Annotated in this window: 13 protein-coding genes; 9 read left to right on the forward strand and 4 right to left on the reverse strand. The window is 65.8% G+C overall.

The window, feature by feature from the left end; translation table 11 throughout:
• The first annotated feature begins 125 nt into the window (after nucleotides 1-125).
• The 7 genes from ACFPU0_RS15920 to ACFPU0_RS15950 all read left to right on the forward strand — a co-directional run bounded on the left by ACFPU0_RS15920 (nucleotide 126) and on the right by ACFPU0_RS15950 (nucleotide 8,914).
• Nucleotides 126-1,826, forward strand: a complete 1,701-nt coding sequence (locus ACFPU0_RS15920; RefSeq protein ID WP_377694126.1) for an AMP-binding protein — start codon at nucleotides 126-128, stop codon at nucleotides 1,824-1,826.
• Between the two features lie 165 nt (nucleotides 1,827-1,991).
• Entirely contained in the window at nucleotides 1,992-3,020 is a 1,029-nt protein-coding gene (locus ACFPU0_RS15925) for an AraC family transcriptional regulator (RefSeq protein ID WP_377694128.1), read from the forward strand.
• A gap of 253 nt (nucleotides 3,021-3,273) precedes the next feature.
• Nucleotides 3,274-4,893, forward strand: coding sequence for an acyl-CoA synthetase (locus ACFPU0_RS15930; RefSeq protein WP_377694129.1), 1,620 nt, complete (start codon nucleotides 3,274-3,276; stop codon nucleotides 4,891-4,893).
• 17 nt (nucleotides 4,894-4,910) lie between these two features.
• Nucleotides 4,911-5,678, forward strand: coding sequence for a 3-hydroxyacyl-CoA dehydrogenase (locus tag ACFPU0_RS15935; RefSeq protein WP_377694131.1), 768 nt, complete (start codon nucleotides 4,911-4,913; stop codon nucleotides 5,676-5,678).
• Nucleotides 5,679-5,688: 10 nt separating this feature from the next.
• Nucleotides 5,689-6,876 carry an acetyl-CoA C-acyltransferase gene (locus tag ACFPU0_RS15940; protein WP_377694132.1) on the forward strand — a complete coding sequence of 396 codons (1,188 nt, stop codon included), beginning with the start codon at nucleotides 5,689-5,691 and terminating at the stop codon, nucleotides 6,874-6,876.
• 10 nt (nucleotides 6,877-6,886) lie between these two features.
• Nucleotides 6,887-8,014, forward strand: coding sequence for an acyl-CoA dehydrogenase family protein (locus ACFPU0_RS15945; RefSeq protein WP_377694133.1), 1,128 nt, complete (start codon nucleotides 6,887-6,889; stop codon nucleotides 8,012-8,014).
• Nucleotides 8,015-8,143: 129 nt separating this feature from the next.
• Nucleotides 8,144-8,914: an enoyl-CoA hydratase-related protein gene (locus ACFPU0_RS15950; RefSeq protein WP_377694135.1), complete on the forward strand. Its 771-nt coding sequence runs from the start codon at nucleotides 8,144-8,146 to the stop codon at nucleotides 8,912-8,914.
• A 147-nt stretch (nucleotides 8,915-9,061) separates the two neighbouring features.
• Here ACFPU0_RS15950 and ACFPU0_RS15955 read toward each other — a convergent pair whose 3' ends face one another.
• A complete protein-coding gene (locus tag ACFPU0_RS15955; protein ID WP_377694136.1) occupies nucleotides 9,062-9,985 on the reverse strand; it encodes a LysR family transcriptional regulator in 924 nt (307 codons plus the stop codon).
• A gap of 152 nt (nucleotides 9,986-10,137) precedes the next feature.
• On the opposite strand from ACFPU0_RS15955, the gene ACFPU0_RS15960 reads away from it, so the two are divergent.
• Nucleotides 10,138-11,367 carry an acyl-CoA dehydrogenase gene (locus ACFPU0_RS15960; protein ID WP_377694137.1) on the forward strand — a complete coding sequence of 410 codons (1,230 nt, stop codon included), beginning with the start codon at nucleotides 10,138-10,140 and terminating at the stop codon, nucleotides 11,365-11,367.
• 168 nt (nucleotides 11,368-11,535) lie between these two features.
• Here ACFPU0_RS15960 and ACFPU0_RS15965 read toward each other — a convergent pair whose 3' ends face one another.
• From ACFPU0_RS15965 to ACFPU0_RS15975, 3 genes are all read right to left on the reverse strand, one after another.
• Complete coding sequence (locus ACFPU0_RS15965; protein ID WP_377694138.1) at nucleotides 11,536-11,709, reverse strand: hypothetical protein; 174 nt, start codon at nucleotides 11,707-11,709, stop codon at nucleotides 11,536-11,538.
• Complete coding sequence (locus ACFPU0_RS15970; RefSeq protein ID WP_377694140.1) at nucleotides 11,702-12,712, reverse strand: TerC family protein; 1,011 nt, start codon at nucleotides 12,710-12,712, stop codon at nucleotides 11,702-11,704. Before ACFPU0_RS15970 ends, ACFPU0_RS15965 begins: the two co-directional genes overlap by 8 nt.
• Nucleotides 12,713-13,468: 756 nt before the next feature.
• Nucleotides 13,469-14,836: a substrate-binding domain-containing protein gene (locus tag ACFPU0_RS15975; protein ID WP_377694141.1), complete on the reverse strand. Its 1,368-nt coding sequence runs from the start codon at nucleotides 14,834-14,836 to the stop codon at nucleotides 13,469-13,471.
• 276 nt (nucleotides 14,837-15,112) lie between these two features.
• Here ACFPU0_RS15975 and ACFPU0_RS15980 point away from each other — a divergent pair, with 276 nt between their 5' ends.
• A complete protein-coding gene (locus ACFPU0_RS15980) occupies nucleotides 15,113-15,442 on the forward strand; it encodes a YegP family protein (protein ID WP_377694142.1) in 330 nt (109 codons plus the stop codon).
• Nucleotides 15,443-15,501 lie beyond the last annotated feature (59 nt).

The following is a 15,501-nucleotide window of genomic DNA, read 5'->3' on the forward strand; positions in this document are numbered from 1 at the left end:
CATTCGACCAATGGGTCACTAGACAGGAAAACGGGCTTTATTTACCTTTACGTTTACGTAAAGGTAAATAAAGCCGATACGTCATTCACAGCTGTATCCCACTACAAGCACAAGAAGGGAAAGCCATGAATCACCAGAGCTACACCCGGGGGCGGCAGGACAAGGACCTGCTCGCCATGACCATAGGCGCGGCCTTCGATGCCACGGTTGCCAAGTTCCCCGAACGCGAGGCGCTGGTGGTCAGGCACCAGGGCCTGCGCTACAGCTGGCAAGAACTGGCCGCGGCGGTGGACCGCCATGCCCGCGCCTTGCTCGCCCTGGGGCTGAACAGCGGCGACCGCCTGGGTATCTGGGCGCCCAACTGCGCCGAGTGGTGCATCACCCAGTTCGCCAGCGCCAGGATCGGCGCCATCCTGGTCAACATCAACCCGGCCTACCGCAGCAGCGAGCTGGAATACGCCCTCAAGCAATCCGGCTGCCGCTGGGTGATCTGCGCCGACGCCTTCAAGACCTCCGACTACCACGCCATGCTCCTCGGCCTGGTGCCCGAGCTGGCCGACGCCGCGCCGGGCGCGCTGACTTGCGAGAAGCTGCCGGAGCTGCGCGGCGTGGTCAGCCTGGCGGCCACTCCGCCGGCCGGTTTCCTGCCCTGGGCCGCCCTGCAGGACAAGGCGGGGGAGGTGAGCGCGGAGGCCCTCGCCGAGCGCCAGGCCGGCCTGCAGTTCGACGACCCGATCAACATCCAGTACACCTCCGGCACCACCGGCTTCCCCAAGGGCGCCACCCTCAGCCACTACAACATTCTCAACAACGGCTACATGGTCGGCGAGAGCCTGGGCCTGACCGAGCAGGATCGCCTGGTGATCCCGGTGCCGCTGTACCACTGCTTCGGCATGGTGATGGGCAACCTGGGCTGCATGACCCACGGCTCCACCATGATCTACCCGGGCGACGCCTTCGACCCGCTGACCACCCTGCGTGCCGTATCCGAGGAAAAGGCCACCGCCCTCTACGGCGTGCCCACCATGTTCATCGCCGAGCTCGACCACCCACAACGCAATGAATTCGACCTGTCCAGCCTGCGCACCGGCATCATGGCCGGCGCCACCTGCCCGATCGAAGTGATGCGCCGGGTGATCAACGAGATGCACATGAGCGAGGTGCAGATCGCCTACGGCATGACCGAGACCAGCCCGGTGTCCCTGCAGACCGGCCCGGACGACGAGCTGGAGCTGCGCGTGACCACCGTCGGCCGCACCCAGCCGCACCTGGAAAGCAAGATCGTCGACGCCGAGGGCAAGATAGTCCCGCGCGGGCAGATCGGCGAACTCTGCACCCGCGGCTACAGCGTGATGCTGGGCTACTGGAACAACCCCCAGGCCACCGCCGACTCCATCGACCCGGGCCGCTGGATGCACACCGGCGACCTCGCCTCCATGGACGACAACGGCTACGTCTGCATCGTCGGCCGCAGCAAGGACATGATCATCCGCGGCGGCGAGAACATCTATCCGCGCGAGCTGGAGGAGTTCTTCTTCACCCACCCGGCGGTGGCCGACGTGCAGGTGATCGGCATCCCCTGCAGCAAGTACGGCGAGGAGATAGTCGCCTGGATCAAGTTCCACCCCGGCCACACGGTGAGCGAGGACGAACTGCGCGCCTGGGCCAAGGAACGCATCGCCCACTTCAAGGTGCCGCGCTTCTTCCGTTTCGTGGATGCCTTCCCGATGACGGTGACCGGCAAGATCCAGAAGTTCCGCATGCGCGAGATCAGCATCGAGGAACTGACCCCGCCCAAGGACGACAAGGTGAAAGCGATTCGCTAGCGCCGGCGGACGGGGCGACCAATCTCCTGTAGGGGCGAATTCATTCGCCAAGGGCAGCGCAGCTGCCCCCATCTGGGCGGGAAGGGCAGAACTGCGTTCTGCTTGGCGAATGAATTCGCCCCTACAATGAGCGCTTCATCCGCAGCTGCTACCCCAAGGGAGCCCATGACAGGCACGTCCACCGAGAAAGGCACCATCTCCGTCCGCCTGGTCCACGAAGCCCTGCTGGAATTGCGCCAGCGGGGCTTCGACGATTCCGGGTTGCTGGAGCGCGCCGGCATTTCCGCTGAGCTGATGGCCAAGCCCTATGGGCGGGTGTCCTCGCAGCTCTATGGCCAGCTCTGGCTACAGGTCGCCACGGCCATGGACGACGAGTTCTTCGGCATGAACCCGCGGCGGATGAAGCTCGGCAGTTTCGCCTACATGACCCGCGCGGCGGTGAAGGAGCCCACGGTGGGCGCGGCGCTGGACTTCGCATTGCGTTTCCTCGACCTGGTATTCGACGGCCTCTCGCCGCGCCTGGTACGGCGCGGCGGCCTGGCGGAAATCGCCCTGGACGAGCCACAGGGCCAGCAATGCCGCGCCTTCAGCTATTTCACCCTGTGGCTGATGATCCACGGCCTGTTGTGCTGGCTGGCCGGGCGGCGCGTTCCCATCCTCGGTGTCGACCTGCGCTGCGCGGTGCCGGACTACATCGAGGACTACCGGGTGATGTTCAGCACCAATCTGCGCTTCTCCCGGCCGCAAAGCCGCCTGCTGTTCAACGCCGACTGCCTGGAGCTGCCGGTGCGCCGCAGCCAGCGCGACCTCAAGCGCTTCCTCGGTGGCCTGCCGGCGAACATCCTGGTGCGCTATCGGGACCCGCAGAGCCTGGCCACGCGCATCAAGGCCTACCTGCGCAGCATCAAGCCCGAGCGCTGGCCGGACCTGGAGGCGCTGTCCAGCCACTTCTTCATGGCGCCCTCGACCCTGCGCCGCAAGCTGTCCCTGGAAGGGCAGTCCTACCAGGGGCTGAAGGACCAGGTCCGGCGCGACCTGGCCATCGCCCGCCTGGACAGCGGCGAAGGCAACTTCACCGAGCTGGCCTTCGAGCTCGGCTTCGCCGACACCAGCGCCTTCTACAAGGCGTTCAAGAAATGGACCGGCTCGACGCCGGGGCAGTACCGCGCGCTGATCCATCCCGAATCGGCCTGAGGCGCCCGCCGGCGTTATGCCGGTGGGGCGGCTTTTCTGTAGGGGCGAATTCATTCGCCAAGCAGGACGCAGTCCTGCCCTCGGGGCCTTCATGGGCCAGCTGCGCTGCCCTTGGCGAATGAATTCGCCCTCACAAGAGCGCTTGGCCCCTGTCAATTCCGCTCACCCAGGTTGATGCCTTTCGACATTGCCGCCACCCCCGCTCGGCGCGACCATCCCGGTACTCCAACAAAAACAAACCCGGAGCCACCCGATGCGCGATTACTTCACCGCTGCCCGCGAGTTCGATTACGCCAGCGCCGCTGCGACCGCCCTGGCCGGTAGCCTCGACGGCCTCAATGCCTGTGTCGAATGCTGCGACCGCCATGCCACGTCGGATCGCGTCGCCCTGTACTGGGAGGGCCGCGAGGGTGAGCGCGCCACCTGGACCTTCGCCCAGCTCAAGGAAGCGTCCGCGCGCTTCGCCAACTATTTGGCGAGCCGTGGCGTAGGTGCCGGCGATTGCGTCTCGGGCATGCTGCCGCGCACCCCGGAACTGCTGATCACCATCCTCGGCACCTGGCGTGCCGGCGCCGTCTACCAGCCGCTGTTCACCGCCTTCGGCCCCAAGGCCATCGAGCACCGCGTGCAGGGTGCCGGCTCGAAGCTGGTGGTCACCGACCTCACCAACCGGCCCAAGCTGGACGAGGTGGACGGCGTGCCGCAGGTTTTGACCCTGGGCGACGACTTCTGGGCCGAGCTGGAGCGCCAGCCGGCCAGCTTCGAGCCGGTCATGCGCAAGGCCGCCGATCCCTTCCTGCTGATGTTCACCTCCGGCACCACGGGCCTGGCCAAGCCTCTGGCGGTCCCGCTCAAGGCCATGGTCGCCTTCGTCAGCTACATGCGTGACGCAGTGGACCTGCGTCCCACGGACAACTTCTGGAACCTGGCCGATCCGGGCTGGGCCTACGGCCTCTACTACGCCGTGACCGGCCCGCTGGCCCTGGGGCACGCCACCACCTTCTTCGAGGGTGGTTTCACGGTGGAGAGCACCTGCCGGATCATCCGCGAGTATGGCATCACCAACCTGGCCGGTTCGCCCACCGCCTACCGCCTGCTGCTGGCCGCCCGCGACGAGGTGGAAGGGGCCATCAAGGGCCAGTTGCGCGCCGTCAGCAGCGCCGGCGAGCCCCTGACGCCGGAGGTGATCCGCTGGTTCGCCGAGGGCCTCGGCTGCACCATCCACGATCACTACGGCCAGACCGAACTGGGCATGGTGCTGTGCAACCACCATGCCCTGGAGCACCCGGTGCGCCTGGGCGCCGCCGGCTTCGCCATGCCTGGCCACCGGGTGGTGGTGCTGGACGAACAGCACCAGGAACTCCCCGCCGGCCAGCCGGGCATCCTCGCCCTGGACATGCCGCGTTCGCCGCTGTTCTGGTTCCCCGGCTATCAGGGCATGGAAACCCGCGCCTTTATCGGGGACTACTATCTGAGTGGCGACACCGTGGAGCTGAACGAAGACGGCAGCATCAGCTTCGTCGGCCGCGCCGATGACGTCATCACCACCTCCGGCTACCGGGTCGGTCCCTTCGATGTGGAGAGCGCGCTGATCGAGCACCCGGCTGTGGTAGAGGCTGCGGTGATCGGCAAGCCAGACCCGGAGCGCACCGAACTGGTCAAGGCCTTCGTTGTGCTGCATGCCGGCCACAGCGCCGACGCCGCGCTGGCCGAGGCGCTGCAGCAGTACGTGCGCAAGCGCCTGTCCGCCCATTCCTATCCGCGCGAAATCGAGTTTGTCGCGGAATTGCCCAAGACCCCGAGCGGCAAGATCCAGCGTTTCCTCCTGCGCAACCAGGAGATCGCCAAGGCCCAGGCGGCCGCCGCTCATTGATCCAGAGGAGTAAGAACGTGCGTATCGAGAATTCCGTTTTCCTGGTCACCGGCGGCAGCTCCGGCCTTGGCCTGGCCACCGCCCGTGAACTGGCGGGGCAGGGCGGCAAGGTGGTGCTGGTGGACATCAACGCCGAGGCCGGCGCCGCCCGCGCCGAGGAACTGGGCGCCAACGCCCGCTTCGTGCAGGCCGACATCACCCGTGAAGAAGACGGCCGCAAGGCCATCGCTGCTGCCCTGGAGGCCTTCGGCGGCCTGCACGGGCTGGTCAACTGCGCCGGCGTGGCGCCCGCCGAGAAGGTCGTTGGCCGCAATGGCGCGCACAGCCTGGAAAGCTTCGCCCGCACCATCAACATCAACCTGGTGGGCAGCTTCAACATGCTGCGCCTGGCTGCCGAAGCCATGGCCCAGAGTGAGCCGAATGCCGAGGGCGAGCGCGGCGTGATCATCAATACCGCCTCGGTGGCAGCCTTCGACGGACAGATCGGCCAGGCGGCCTATTCCGCCTCCAAGAGCGGCGTGGTCGGCATGACCCTGCCCATCGCCCGCGAACTGGCGCGCTCCGGCATCCGCGTGATGTGCATCGCCCCCGGCATCTTCGAGACGCCGATGATGGCTGGCATGCCCCAGGAAGTCCGCGACTCCCTCGGCGCCGCCGTGCCTTTCCCGCCGCGCCTCGGCCGCCCCGCCGAGTACGCCGCGCTGGTCCGCCATATCGTCGAGAACGTCATGCTCAACGGCGAAGTGATCCGCCTCGACGGCGCCATCCGCATGGCCGCCAAGTAAGGAGAACGTCATGAACAAAGATCCCATCGTCATCGTCAGCGCCGTGCGCACGCCCATGGGCGGCTTCCTCGGCGACTTCAAGGACATGACCGCCGCGCAACTCGGCGCCGCTACCAACCGCGCCGCGCTGGAGCGCGCCGGAGTCCCGGCCGATGCCGTGGACGAAGTCCTCATGGGCTGCGTGCTGCAGGCCGGCCAGGGCCAGGCGCCGGCACGCCAGTCCGCCCTCGGCGCCGGGCTGCCCCAGGGCGTGGTCTGTTCCACCGTCAACAAGATGTGCGGCTCGGGCATGAAGACCGTGATGCTCGGCCATGACCTGCTGCTCGCCGGCAGCGCCGATGTGGTGCTGGCCGGGGGCATGGAAAGCATGTCCAACGCCCCCTACCTGCTGGAGCGCGCCCGGTCCGGCTACCGCATGGGCCACGGCAGGGTGCTCGACCACATGTTCCTCGACGGCCTGGAGGATGCCTACGACAAGGGCCGCCTGATGGGCACCTTCGCCGAAGACTGCGCGCAAGGCTACGGCTTCACCCGCGAGCAGCAGGACGCCTTCGCCATCGCCTCCCTGACCCGCGCCCAGAAGGCCATGGCCGAGGGCCGCTTCACCGCCGAGATCGTCCCGGTGGAAGCGAAGTCCGGCCGCGAGCTGGTGACCATCGCCCAGGACGAACAGCCGCCGAAGGCGCGCCTGGAAAAGATCCCCACCCTGAAGCCCGCCTTCCGCGAGGGCGGCACCGTCACCGCGGCGAACTCCAGCTCGATTTCCGATGGTGCCGCGTCGCTGCTGCTGATGCGCCTGTCCGAAGCCGAGAAGCGCGGCCTGACCCCGCTGGCGCGCATCGCCGGCCACTCGTCCTACGCCGGTGCGCCGAACCTCTTCACCACCGCGCCGGTGGGTTCCATCCAGCGTCTGCTGGCGCGTACCGGCTGGACCCTGGGCGACGTGGACCTGTTCGAGATCAACGAAGCCTTCGCCGTGGTGCCCATGGTCGCCATGCGCGACCTGGACATTTCCCACGACAAGCTCAACGTCCACGGTGGCGCCTGCGCACTGGGCCACCCCATAGGCGCCTCCGGCGCGCGGATTCTGGTGACCCTGCTGAGCGCCCTGGCGCAGTACGGCCTGAAGCGCGGCGTGGCTTCGGTGTGCATCGGTGGCGGTGAAGCCACTGCGGTGGCCATCGAGCGCATGGGCTGAGGAGAGCTTTATGATTCCGTCCGAAGATGAAATCCAGATCCGCGACATGGCCCGGCAGTTCGCCCAGGAGCGGCTGAAACCCTTCGCCGCCGACTGGGACCGCGAACACCGCTTCCCCGCCGAGGCCATCCGCGAGATGGCCCAGCTGGGTTTCCTCGGCATGCTGGTGCCGGAGGAGTGGGGTGGCGCGGCCACCGGCCACCTGGCCTACGCCATGGCCCTCGAAGAGATCGCCGCCGGCGACGGCGCCTGCTCCACCATCATGAGCGTGCACAACTCGGTGGGCTGCATGCCCATCCTCAAGTACGGCAGCGAGGAGCAGAAGCAGCGCTTCCTGCGGCCGCTGGCCTCGGGCGAGATGATCGGCGCCTTCGCCCTCACCGAGCCCCAGGCCGGTTCCGACGCCAGCGACCTGCGCACCCGCGCCCGCCGCGACGACGACCACTACGTGCTGAACGGCGCCAAGCAGTTCATCACTTCCGGCAGTCACGCGGGGATGGTGATCGTCTTCGCCGTCACCGACCCGCAGGCGGGCAAAAAGGGCATCAGCGCCTTCATCGTCCCCACCGACACCCCCGGCTATCAGGTGGTGCGGGTGGAGGACAAGCTTGGCCAGCATGCGTCCGATACCTGCCAGATCCAGCTGGACGACGTGCGCATCCCGGCGTCCCTGCGCCTGGGCGAGGAAGGCGAGGGCTATCGCATCGCCCTGTCCAACCTGGAAGGTGGGCGCATCGGCATCGCTGCGCAGTCGGTCGGCATGGCCCGCGCGGCCTTCGAAGCGGCGCGGGACTACGCCCATGAGCGCAAGACCTTCGGCAAGCCGATCATCGAGCACCAGGCGGTGGCCTTCCGCCTGGCCGACATGGCCACCCGCATCGCCGTGGCGCGGCAGATGGTCCACCACGCCGCCAGCCTGCGGGAAGCCGGCATGCCCTGCCTGACCGAGGCGTCCATGGCCAAGCTGTTCGCCTCGGAAATGGCCGAGCAGGTCTGCTCGGCGGCCATCCAGACCCTGGGCGGCTACGGCTACCTCAAGGACTTCCCGGTGGAGCGCATCTACCGCGACGTGCGCGTGTGCCAGATCTACGAAGGCACCTCGGACGTCCAGCGCATGGTGATTGCCCGCAACCTCTGAGCCTGGGGCAGCTGCGCTGCCCTTGGCGAATGAATTCGCCCCTACAACGGCCTGCTTTCCCTGTAGGGGCGAATTCATTCGCCAACCGGGCCGCAGGTCCGGCCTTCAATTCTCTTCAGGAAACTCGATATGACCTACCAGACCCTGCTGGTGGAGCAGGCCGGCGCTGTCGGCCTGGTCACCCTCAATCGCCCCGAAGCGCTGAACGCCATCAACAGCCAGCTCATCGACGAGCTGAACCAGGTGCTCGACGGCTTCGAACGCGCCCCGGCCATCGGCTGCGTGCTGATCACCGGTTCGCCCAAGGCCTTCGCCGCCGGCGCCGATGTGAAGGAGATGGCGCCGCTGTGCTTCCCCGGCACCTACCTGGACGATTTCCTCGGCCGCTGGGACCGGGTGGCGCAGCGGCGCAAGCCGATCATCGCCGCGGTCGCCGGCCACGCCCTGGGCGGCGGCTTCGAGCTGGCGCTGATGTGCGACTTCATCATCGCTGCCGACAATGCCCGCTTCGGCCTGCCGGAAGTGAAACTGGGGGTGATCCCCGGCGCCGGCGGCGTGCAGCGCCTGACCCGCCTCGTGGGTCGCGCCAAGGCCATGGAAATGGTCCTCAGCGGCCGCAGCATGGACGCCGCCGAGGCCGAGCGCAGTGGTGTGGTGGCGCGGGTGGTGCCGGCTGCCGAGCTGCTGGAGCAGGCGATGGACAGTGCCCGCTCCATCGCCGCGCAATCGCGCACCGCGGTGATGATGCTCAAGGAATGCGTGAACCGGGTCGACGAAGGCTCCCTCGGTGAGGGCCTGCGCTTCGAGCGGCGGATGTTCCAGGCCGTGTTCGCCACCCCGGACCAGAAGGAAGGCATGGGCGCCTTCATCGAGAAGCGCAAGCCGGAGTTCGGGCGGTAAATCAGGGCGGAGTAATTTCAGGGGCCTCCGTTGTAGGGGCGAATTCATTCGCCAAGCAGGCCGAAGGTCTGCCCATCGGCTTCGAAGGGGCAGCTGCGCTGCCCTTGGCGAATGAATTCGCCCCTACAAAGACTGCGCCCGCGCGGATCAAGCCCTTTCCTTCAGCTCCTGCGCCGTCACCTGCTGGCAGATCTCGATGATCTGCTCGCGCATCCAGCGGTTGGCCGGGTCCTGGTCGGTGCTTTCGTGCCAGTAGAGGTGGGTCTCCAGGGAGGGCACGTCGTGCACCGGGAGGTCCACGTAGTGCAGGTCGTGGCGGCGGGCGAAGCGTTCGGGAACGGTGATCGCAAGGTCGGTGCTGTGCAGCACGGTGGAGGCCATCAGGTAGTGCTGCGAGCGCAGGGTGACCTTGCGCTGGATACCCATCTTGCCCAGGGACAGGTCCACATAGCCCAGCCCGCTGCGGCGGCTGGAAATATGGATGTGGGACAGCGACAGGTACTCCTCCAGGCTGATCTTCTCCTTGGCCAGCGGGTGGCCGCGGCGCATGGCGCAGACGTAACGATCCTCGATCAGCTTGACGTGGCGCACCTGGGGGTCGGTGTTCAGCGGCGCGTCCACGGCGAAGTCCAGGCGGCCGGCGGCCAGCTCCTTGGTGGTCTCGCGGCGCTTGGCCAGGAAACTCTCGATCTGCACCGCCGGCGCCAGGCGGCGCAGGCGCTGGAACAGCGGCGGCAGGATCACCGTCTCGGTGAGGTCGGTCATGCTGATGCGGTAGGTCTTGTTCGCCTGGGCCGGGTTGAAGGTGCGGCTTTCCTGCACCGAGACCCGCAGCAACTGCAGGGCATTGCGCACCGGGCCGATGATGTTCTGCGCCATGGGTGTCGGCACCATGCCCTGGGCGGTGCGCACGAAGAGGGGGTCGTTGAAGGTCTCGCGCAGGCGGGCGAGGGCGTTGGAGACAGCGGGCTGGGTGATGCCGACGATCTGGCCGGCGCGGGTGAGGTTGGCCTCGGTGTAGATGGCGTCGAAGACGATGAAGAGATTGAGGTCTACCTTGTTCAGATTCATGCCGGGCGTGCTCCTCGAAGTTGTTCTTATCAGCGGATCATATATCGGTGATGAATGTTCATACATGGTGAAAATAGGCTAGGGAAATCTTACGCCCTGTTCTAGCATCCTTACCAGACCTCACCCCATAGCCCCGCAAAAGGTAGCCCCGCATGGATTTCGCCTATTCCCCGAAGGTCCAGGAACTGCGTGAACGCGTCACCGCATTCATGGACGCCTATGTCTATCCGGCCGAGCCGGTATTCGAGCAGCAGGTTGCCGAGGGCGACCGCTGGCAGCCCACCGCGATCATGGAAGAGCTCAAGGCCAAGGCGAAGGCCGAGGGGTTGTGGAACCTGTTCCTGCCGGAGTCCGAGTACGGCGCCGGCCTGACCAACATGGAGTACGCGCCGCTGGCCGAGATCATGGGCCGCTCCCTGCTGGGCCCGGAGCCCTTCAACTGCTCCGCGCCGGATACCGGCAACATGGAAGTGCTGGTGCGCTACGGCAACGAAGAGCAGAAGCGCCAGTGGCTGGAACCGCTGCTGCGCGGCGAGATCCGCTCCGCCTTCGCCATGACCGAGCCGGGCGTGGCTTCGTCCGATGCCACCAACATGGAAGCCCGCGCCGTGCGCCAGGGTGACGAGTGGGTGATCAATGGCCGCAAGTGGTGGACCTCCGGCGCCTGCGATCCGCGCTGCAAGGTGATGATCTTCATGGGCCTGTCGAACCCCGATGCGCCACGCCACCAGCAGCACTCGATGATCCTGGTACCCACCGACGCACCCGGGGTGAAGATCCTCCGCCCGCTGCCGGTGTTCGGCTACGACGACGCTCCCCACGGCCATGCCGAGGTGGTCTTCGAGAACGTGCGGGTGCCCTATGAGAACGTGCTGCTGGGCGAGGGCCGAGGCTTCGAGATCGCCCAGGGCCGCCTCGGCCCGGGCCGCATCCACCACTGCATGCGCTCCATCGGCATGGCCGAGCGCGCCCTCGAACTGATGTGCAAGCGCGCCGTCAGCCGCACCGCCTTCGGCAAGCCTCTGGCACGCCTGGGTGGCAACGTCGACAAGATCGCCGACTCGCGGATGGAGATCGACATGGCCCGCCTGCTGACCCTGAAGGCGGCCTACATGATGGACACCGTGGGCAACAAGGTGGCCAAGAGCGAGATCGCCCAGATCAAGGTGGTGGCGCCCAACGTCGCCCTGCGGGTGATCGACCGCGCCATCCAGATCCACGGCGGCGCCGGTGTCTCCAACGACTTCCCGCTGGCCTACATGTACGCCATGCAGCGCACCCTGCGCCTGGCCGACGGCCCGGACGAAGTGCACCGCGCGGCCATCGGCAAGTTCGAGATCGGCAAGTACATGCCGAGGGAAATGTTGCGCAGCGGCCAGTGATCGCCTGCCATTGAAGAAGGCCGCGCATCGCGCGGGCCTTCTTCTTTGCGTCTAGTCCTGCAGGAGAGTGGGGCGATTCGTAGGGGGGATGTCGCTTTTTACATCCACCATCGGAGCCACCGGGGAATCCGTCGGTGGGCATGAAAAGCGATGTCCACCAGGTTGTACCTACTCCTGCTTGGGCGCTTCTGTCTCGCGCAGCCACCCCATCCGCAGATGCAGCTGCGCGGCAAAGGCGCGGGCGGCCAGTTCTTCGTGGAAGGTCAGCGCGCGCCGGCCAAGGCGTACGCGCCAGAAGGTCCAGCCATCTTTTTCGAAGGGCTCGATCCGTACTTCAGCCATGTTTCCTCAGATCTCCCGTGCTCCGGGCCGGACGGTCGCGGGTCTTCAACAGGGAAAGGATCACACCGCCGGCAAGTAGGCCGAAGGTTACGCCAAGGGACAGCACCGGGGGAATCTTGCCGATGAACCCGTGCAGGAAAATCTTGCCGCCGATGAAGATCAGCACCAGCGCCAGGGCGTACTTCAGGTAGACGAAGCGGTGCATCAGTGCCGCCAGGGCGAAGTAGAGGGCACGCAGGCCGAGGATGGCGAAGATGTTCGAGGTGTAGACGATGAAGGGGTCCTGGGTGATGGCGAAGATCGCCGGGACGCTGTCCACCGCGAATACCAGGTCGGCCAGCTCGATCAGCACCAGGGCCAGGAACAGCGGGGTGGCGTAGAGCAGGGGCTTGCTCTGGCCGGCCTGCTTCAGGCGCACGAAGAAGTGCGCACCGTGCAGGTCGTCGGTGACCCGGATATGCCGACGGATGAACTTCAGCACCGGATTTTGCGCCAGGTCCGGATGGGCATCCGTCCGGGCGAAGAGCATCTTCACGCCGGTGAACAGCAGGAAGGCGCCGAAGACGTAGAGGATCCAGTCGAACTCCTTCACCAGGGCGCTGCCCAGGCCGATCATGATGGCCCGCAACACCACCACGCCGAGGATGCCCCAGAACAGCACGCGGTGCTGGTAGCGGCGGGGGATGGCGAAGAAGCCGAAGATCATGGCCATGACGAAGACGTTGTCCATGGACAACGACTGCTCGACCAGGAAGCCGGTATAGAACTCCAGGGCGCTCTGCGCACCCAGCTCGAACCAGACCCAGACACCGAACAGCACGCCCACGCTGAAGTAGCCGCTGTAGAGCAGCAGGCTTTCGCGCATCTCGATTTCGTGCTGGTCGCGGTGCAGCACACCGAGGTCGAACACCAGCAGGGCGAGGACTATGCCGAGGAAGACGAGCCACAACCAGGTGGCGGTGCCGAGGAAGTCGGCGGCGAGAAATGCATGTAGAGCTGCCATGAGCCCCTCCTTCTGTCGTTGATGAAACGTGACTCCGACATGGCGGCTGGCAAGCCGTCAGAGGGGCCCGGCGTCACAGAAAGAAGCCTAACCGTTGGTCAGGTCATGGAGATACGGAGCCGGTGTTACAAAAATTTGCCTTGTCGTAGGAAATCTCCCTGCGCACATAGGAATGATCTGAATTTGCATTTGTAAATAATTCGTACTGGTTGGTGATTTCTGCATCCGCCGTCAGATGCGTTCCTGCCTGCACGGCCGCCCGGCGCCAGCCATGGACACCGGACACAGCAGAAGAAGAAAACCAGTGGTTAGCCCGCCACCAAGTAGCAAGGCCATCCAAGAGGTTTGAGAGTGCAACAGCAACCTGCGTTCAACGCGGCCGAGACGGCTGGGGATGCCGTTGCCGCGCGGCCAAGGCATCACCCGCTATCCGTTGCGATCCTGGGGGTGACCCTGGTGCTGCAGGCCGGTGTGGTGTTGGCCGAGGAGCAGCAGAATGGCAATGGAACGCTGGAACTGGGGGGCTACGGCCATTACCGACAACCGCCTGGGGGAAACCACCGAAGGCACCGTCTCCTACACCACCGGCTCGACGCGCACCGCCACCAAATTGGCACTGTCATGTAGGAGCGAGCTAAGCCTGGTAGGCGACAACAATCAGTTGCGTAGGATGGGTGGAGCGAAGCGATACCCATCGATGTCGTGCCGAGTCGGTGCATAGAAAAGCGCTATCCCCCTACATGGCTCCGGAGAGCTTCAATAAACCCACACCTCCACCCGGCGGTTGCGAATCCGCCCTTCCTCGGCCGTGTTGGCCGCCACCGGCAACTCGTCACCGAGGCCCGTGACCTCACGCAGGGCGACTCCCCCCTTGACCAGTTCGCGGCGCACCGCCATGGCCCGCAGCTTGGACAGCAACTCGGCACGCTGCGGGTCCGCCTTGGAATCGCCGAAGCCCACCAGCACCACCTTCTGCTCCAGCTTGCCGCTCTGCTTCAGGTAGTCCAGCACCCGCTGCACATCGCGCAGGGCCTTGTTGTCGAGATTGGCGTTGCCTTCCTGGAAGCGGAAGTTCACCGACAGGCGTTGCGCGTTGGCGGCGAGCTCGCGGTAGCTCGGCGGCATGCCCTGCTGCGCCTGGACCTTGATCGCCTGTATCTGCTGGGCGACGAAGCCATTGCTGTCGACTATCGCCTGGCCGCGCGGGCTCTGGGCGAATTGCACCAGGGCCTTGGCCCAGCGGTTCTGTTCGCCCGGTTTCATATAGAAGAAGAGGCGGCGCGACAGCGGATAGTCCTCGGTGGCGATCAGTTCGGTCTCGGGCGGCATGGCCTGGGAATCGCCGTCGGCGATGGCCAGGGCGCGGGCCCGGTTGATCGAGGCCAGGCCGACGAAGCCTATGCCCTGCGGGTCGCTACTGACGGCGGCGGACAGCTGGTCGTTGGACTCGAAGCGCTCGACACCGGCGGCCAGTGTCTTGCCCTGGCGGGCGAGCACCAGTTCCTTGAAGGTGTCGTAGGTGCCGGACTGGTCATCGCGGGCGTAGAGATGGATGGCGCCACCCTTGCCGCCGAGTTCTTCCCAGGCCTTCACTTCGCCGGCGAATACCGCGGCCAGTTGCGCGGTGGTCAGCGCGCGCAGCGGGTTGTCCGGGTGCAGGATGATGGCCAGCCCGTCGATGGCGATCACCTGTTCGGCGTACTGGCTACGCAAGTCGCCGAACGAGGCGAGGTCATGGGCTTCGGCATCCTTGATCGGGCGCGAGGAGGCGGCCAGGTCGGCGCTGCCATCCTTGAGCGCGGCGAAACCGGTGGACGAGCCATGGGCCGCCAATTCCACACGCACCGCCTTGCCCTGGGCGTCCTCGCCCAGGATGTGCACTTCATTCTCACGATCCCCCGGCTTCTGCTGGATGGCGCGCACACCTTGTTCCTGCAGCATGCCCTTGACCAGCGCCGGCCCCAGCTTGGCGCCGATGGTGTTGGAACCCTGTATGCGCAGGACGGCGGTGGGCTCGGTGGCGAACACCGACCAGGGGAAGGCATAGCAGACGAAACCGAGCAGCAACATGCTGAGGGCGCGGCCCCACAGGTCCTTGTCACTGGCGGTCATGGCGCGCGGCATGGGCAGACACCTTGTTCGAGGGGGTGGAAGGAGCCGCGAGATTAAGTCAGCAGGGTGACGGAGAGATGACAGAAAAGGCTCTGTCGTGGGGTTTTGAGCTTTAGCGGTGAAATTTCTCTGAAAGTTGACTGGCCGTTCCTACGGATCGATAAGCCAACTCCTACAGCCCGGCAATTAGGAGCGGGGTAGGGTAGCCCGCTGCTGAAGACACCCCCTCGGCGGTGTTTTCAGCCAGCGCTTGTGCGCATTCCGTTGAATCCTTGAAGGAGTGTTGTGATGAGTGGTTGGTTCGAGCTGCGCAAGAACACTGCGGGCACCTGGCGCCTGCGTTTGAAGGCGGCCGACGCGCAGACCCTGCTGGACACCGGCGTTTATGAAAACCGTGACGCAGCGGAGGAGGCCATGGCCCTGTTCCGTGAGAACTGCGTACATGAGGAGCGCTATGCGAGGCGCATCGATTCGAGCGGCAAGAACTACTTCAAGCTGCGTGCGGCCAACAAGGACGTCATCGCCCGGAGTCATCTCTACGACTCCGAGCCGGCGTTGCAGAAGGCCATCGAAACCATCATGCGGGTCGGCGCGACCCAGCAGGTGAAGGAAGCCTGAGGAAGGCGATGAATGAACAAAGGCCCATCAGTGATGGGCCTTTTTTGTGAAGCGGGTTC

Source organism: Pseudomonas sp. GCM10022186, from assembly GCF_042656385.1.
GTDB lineage: Bacteria > Pseudomonadota > Gammaproteobacteria > Pseudomonadales > Pseudomonadaceae > Metapseudomonas.

Excerpts from the sequence above, each read along its gene's own strand:
- ACFPU0_RS15920 (WP_377694126.1), top strand. The coding sequence starts at position 126 with ATGAATCACCAGAGCTACACCCGGGGGCGGCAGGACAAGGACCTGCTC.
- ACFPU0_RS15925 (WP_377694128.1), top strand. The coding sequence starts at position 1,992 with ATGACAGGCACGTCCACCGAGAAAGGCACCATCTCCGTCCGCCTGGTC.
- ACFPU0_RS15930 (WP_377694129.1), top strand. The coding sequence starts at position 3,274 with ATGCGCGATTACTTCACCGCTGCCCGCGAGTTCGATTACGCCAGCGCC.
- ACFPU0_RS15940 (WP_377694132.1), top strand. The coding sequence starts at position 5,689 with ATGAACAAAGATCCCATCGTCATCGTCAGCGCCGTGCGCACGCCCATG.
- ACFPU0_RS15945 (WP_377694133.1), top strand. The coding sequence starts at position 6,887 with ATGATTCCGTCCGAAGATGAAATCCAGATCCGCGACATGGCCCGGCAG.
- ACFPU0_RS15950 (WP_377694135.1), top strand. The coding sequence starts at position 8,144 with ATGACCTACCAGACCCTGCTGGTGGAGCAGGCCGGCGCTGTCGGCCTG.
- ACFPU0_RS15955 (WP_377694136.1), bottom strand. The coding sequence starts at position 9,985 with ATGAATCTGAACAAGGTAGACCTCAATCTCTTCATCGTCTTCGACGCC.
- ACFPU0_RS15960 (WP_377694137.1), top strand. The coding sequence starts at position 10,138 with ATGGATTTCGCCTATTCCCCGAAGGTCCAGGAACTGCGTGAACGCGTC.
- ACFPU0_RS15965 (WP_377694138.1), bottom strand. The coding sequence starts at position 11,709 with ATGGCTGAAGTACGGATCGAGCCCTTCGAAAAAGATGGCTGGACCTTC.
- ACFPU0_RS15970 (WP_377694140.1), bottom strand. The coding sequence starts at position 12,712 with ATGGCAGCTCTACATGCATTTCTCGCCGCCGACTTCCTCGGCACCGCC.
- ACFPU0_RS15975 (WP_377694141.1), bottom strand. The coding sequence starts at position 14,836 with ATGCCGCGCGCCATGACCGCCAGTGACAAGGACCTGTGGGGCCGCGCC.
- ACFPU0_RS15980 (WP_377694142.1), top strand. The coding sequence starts at position 15,113 with ATGAGTGGTTGGTTCGAGCTGCGCAAGAACACTGCGGGCACCTGGCGC.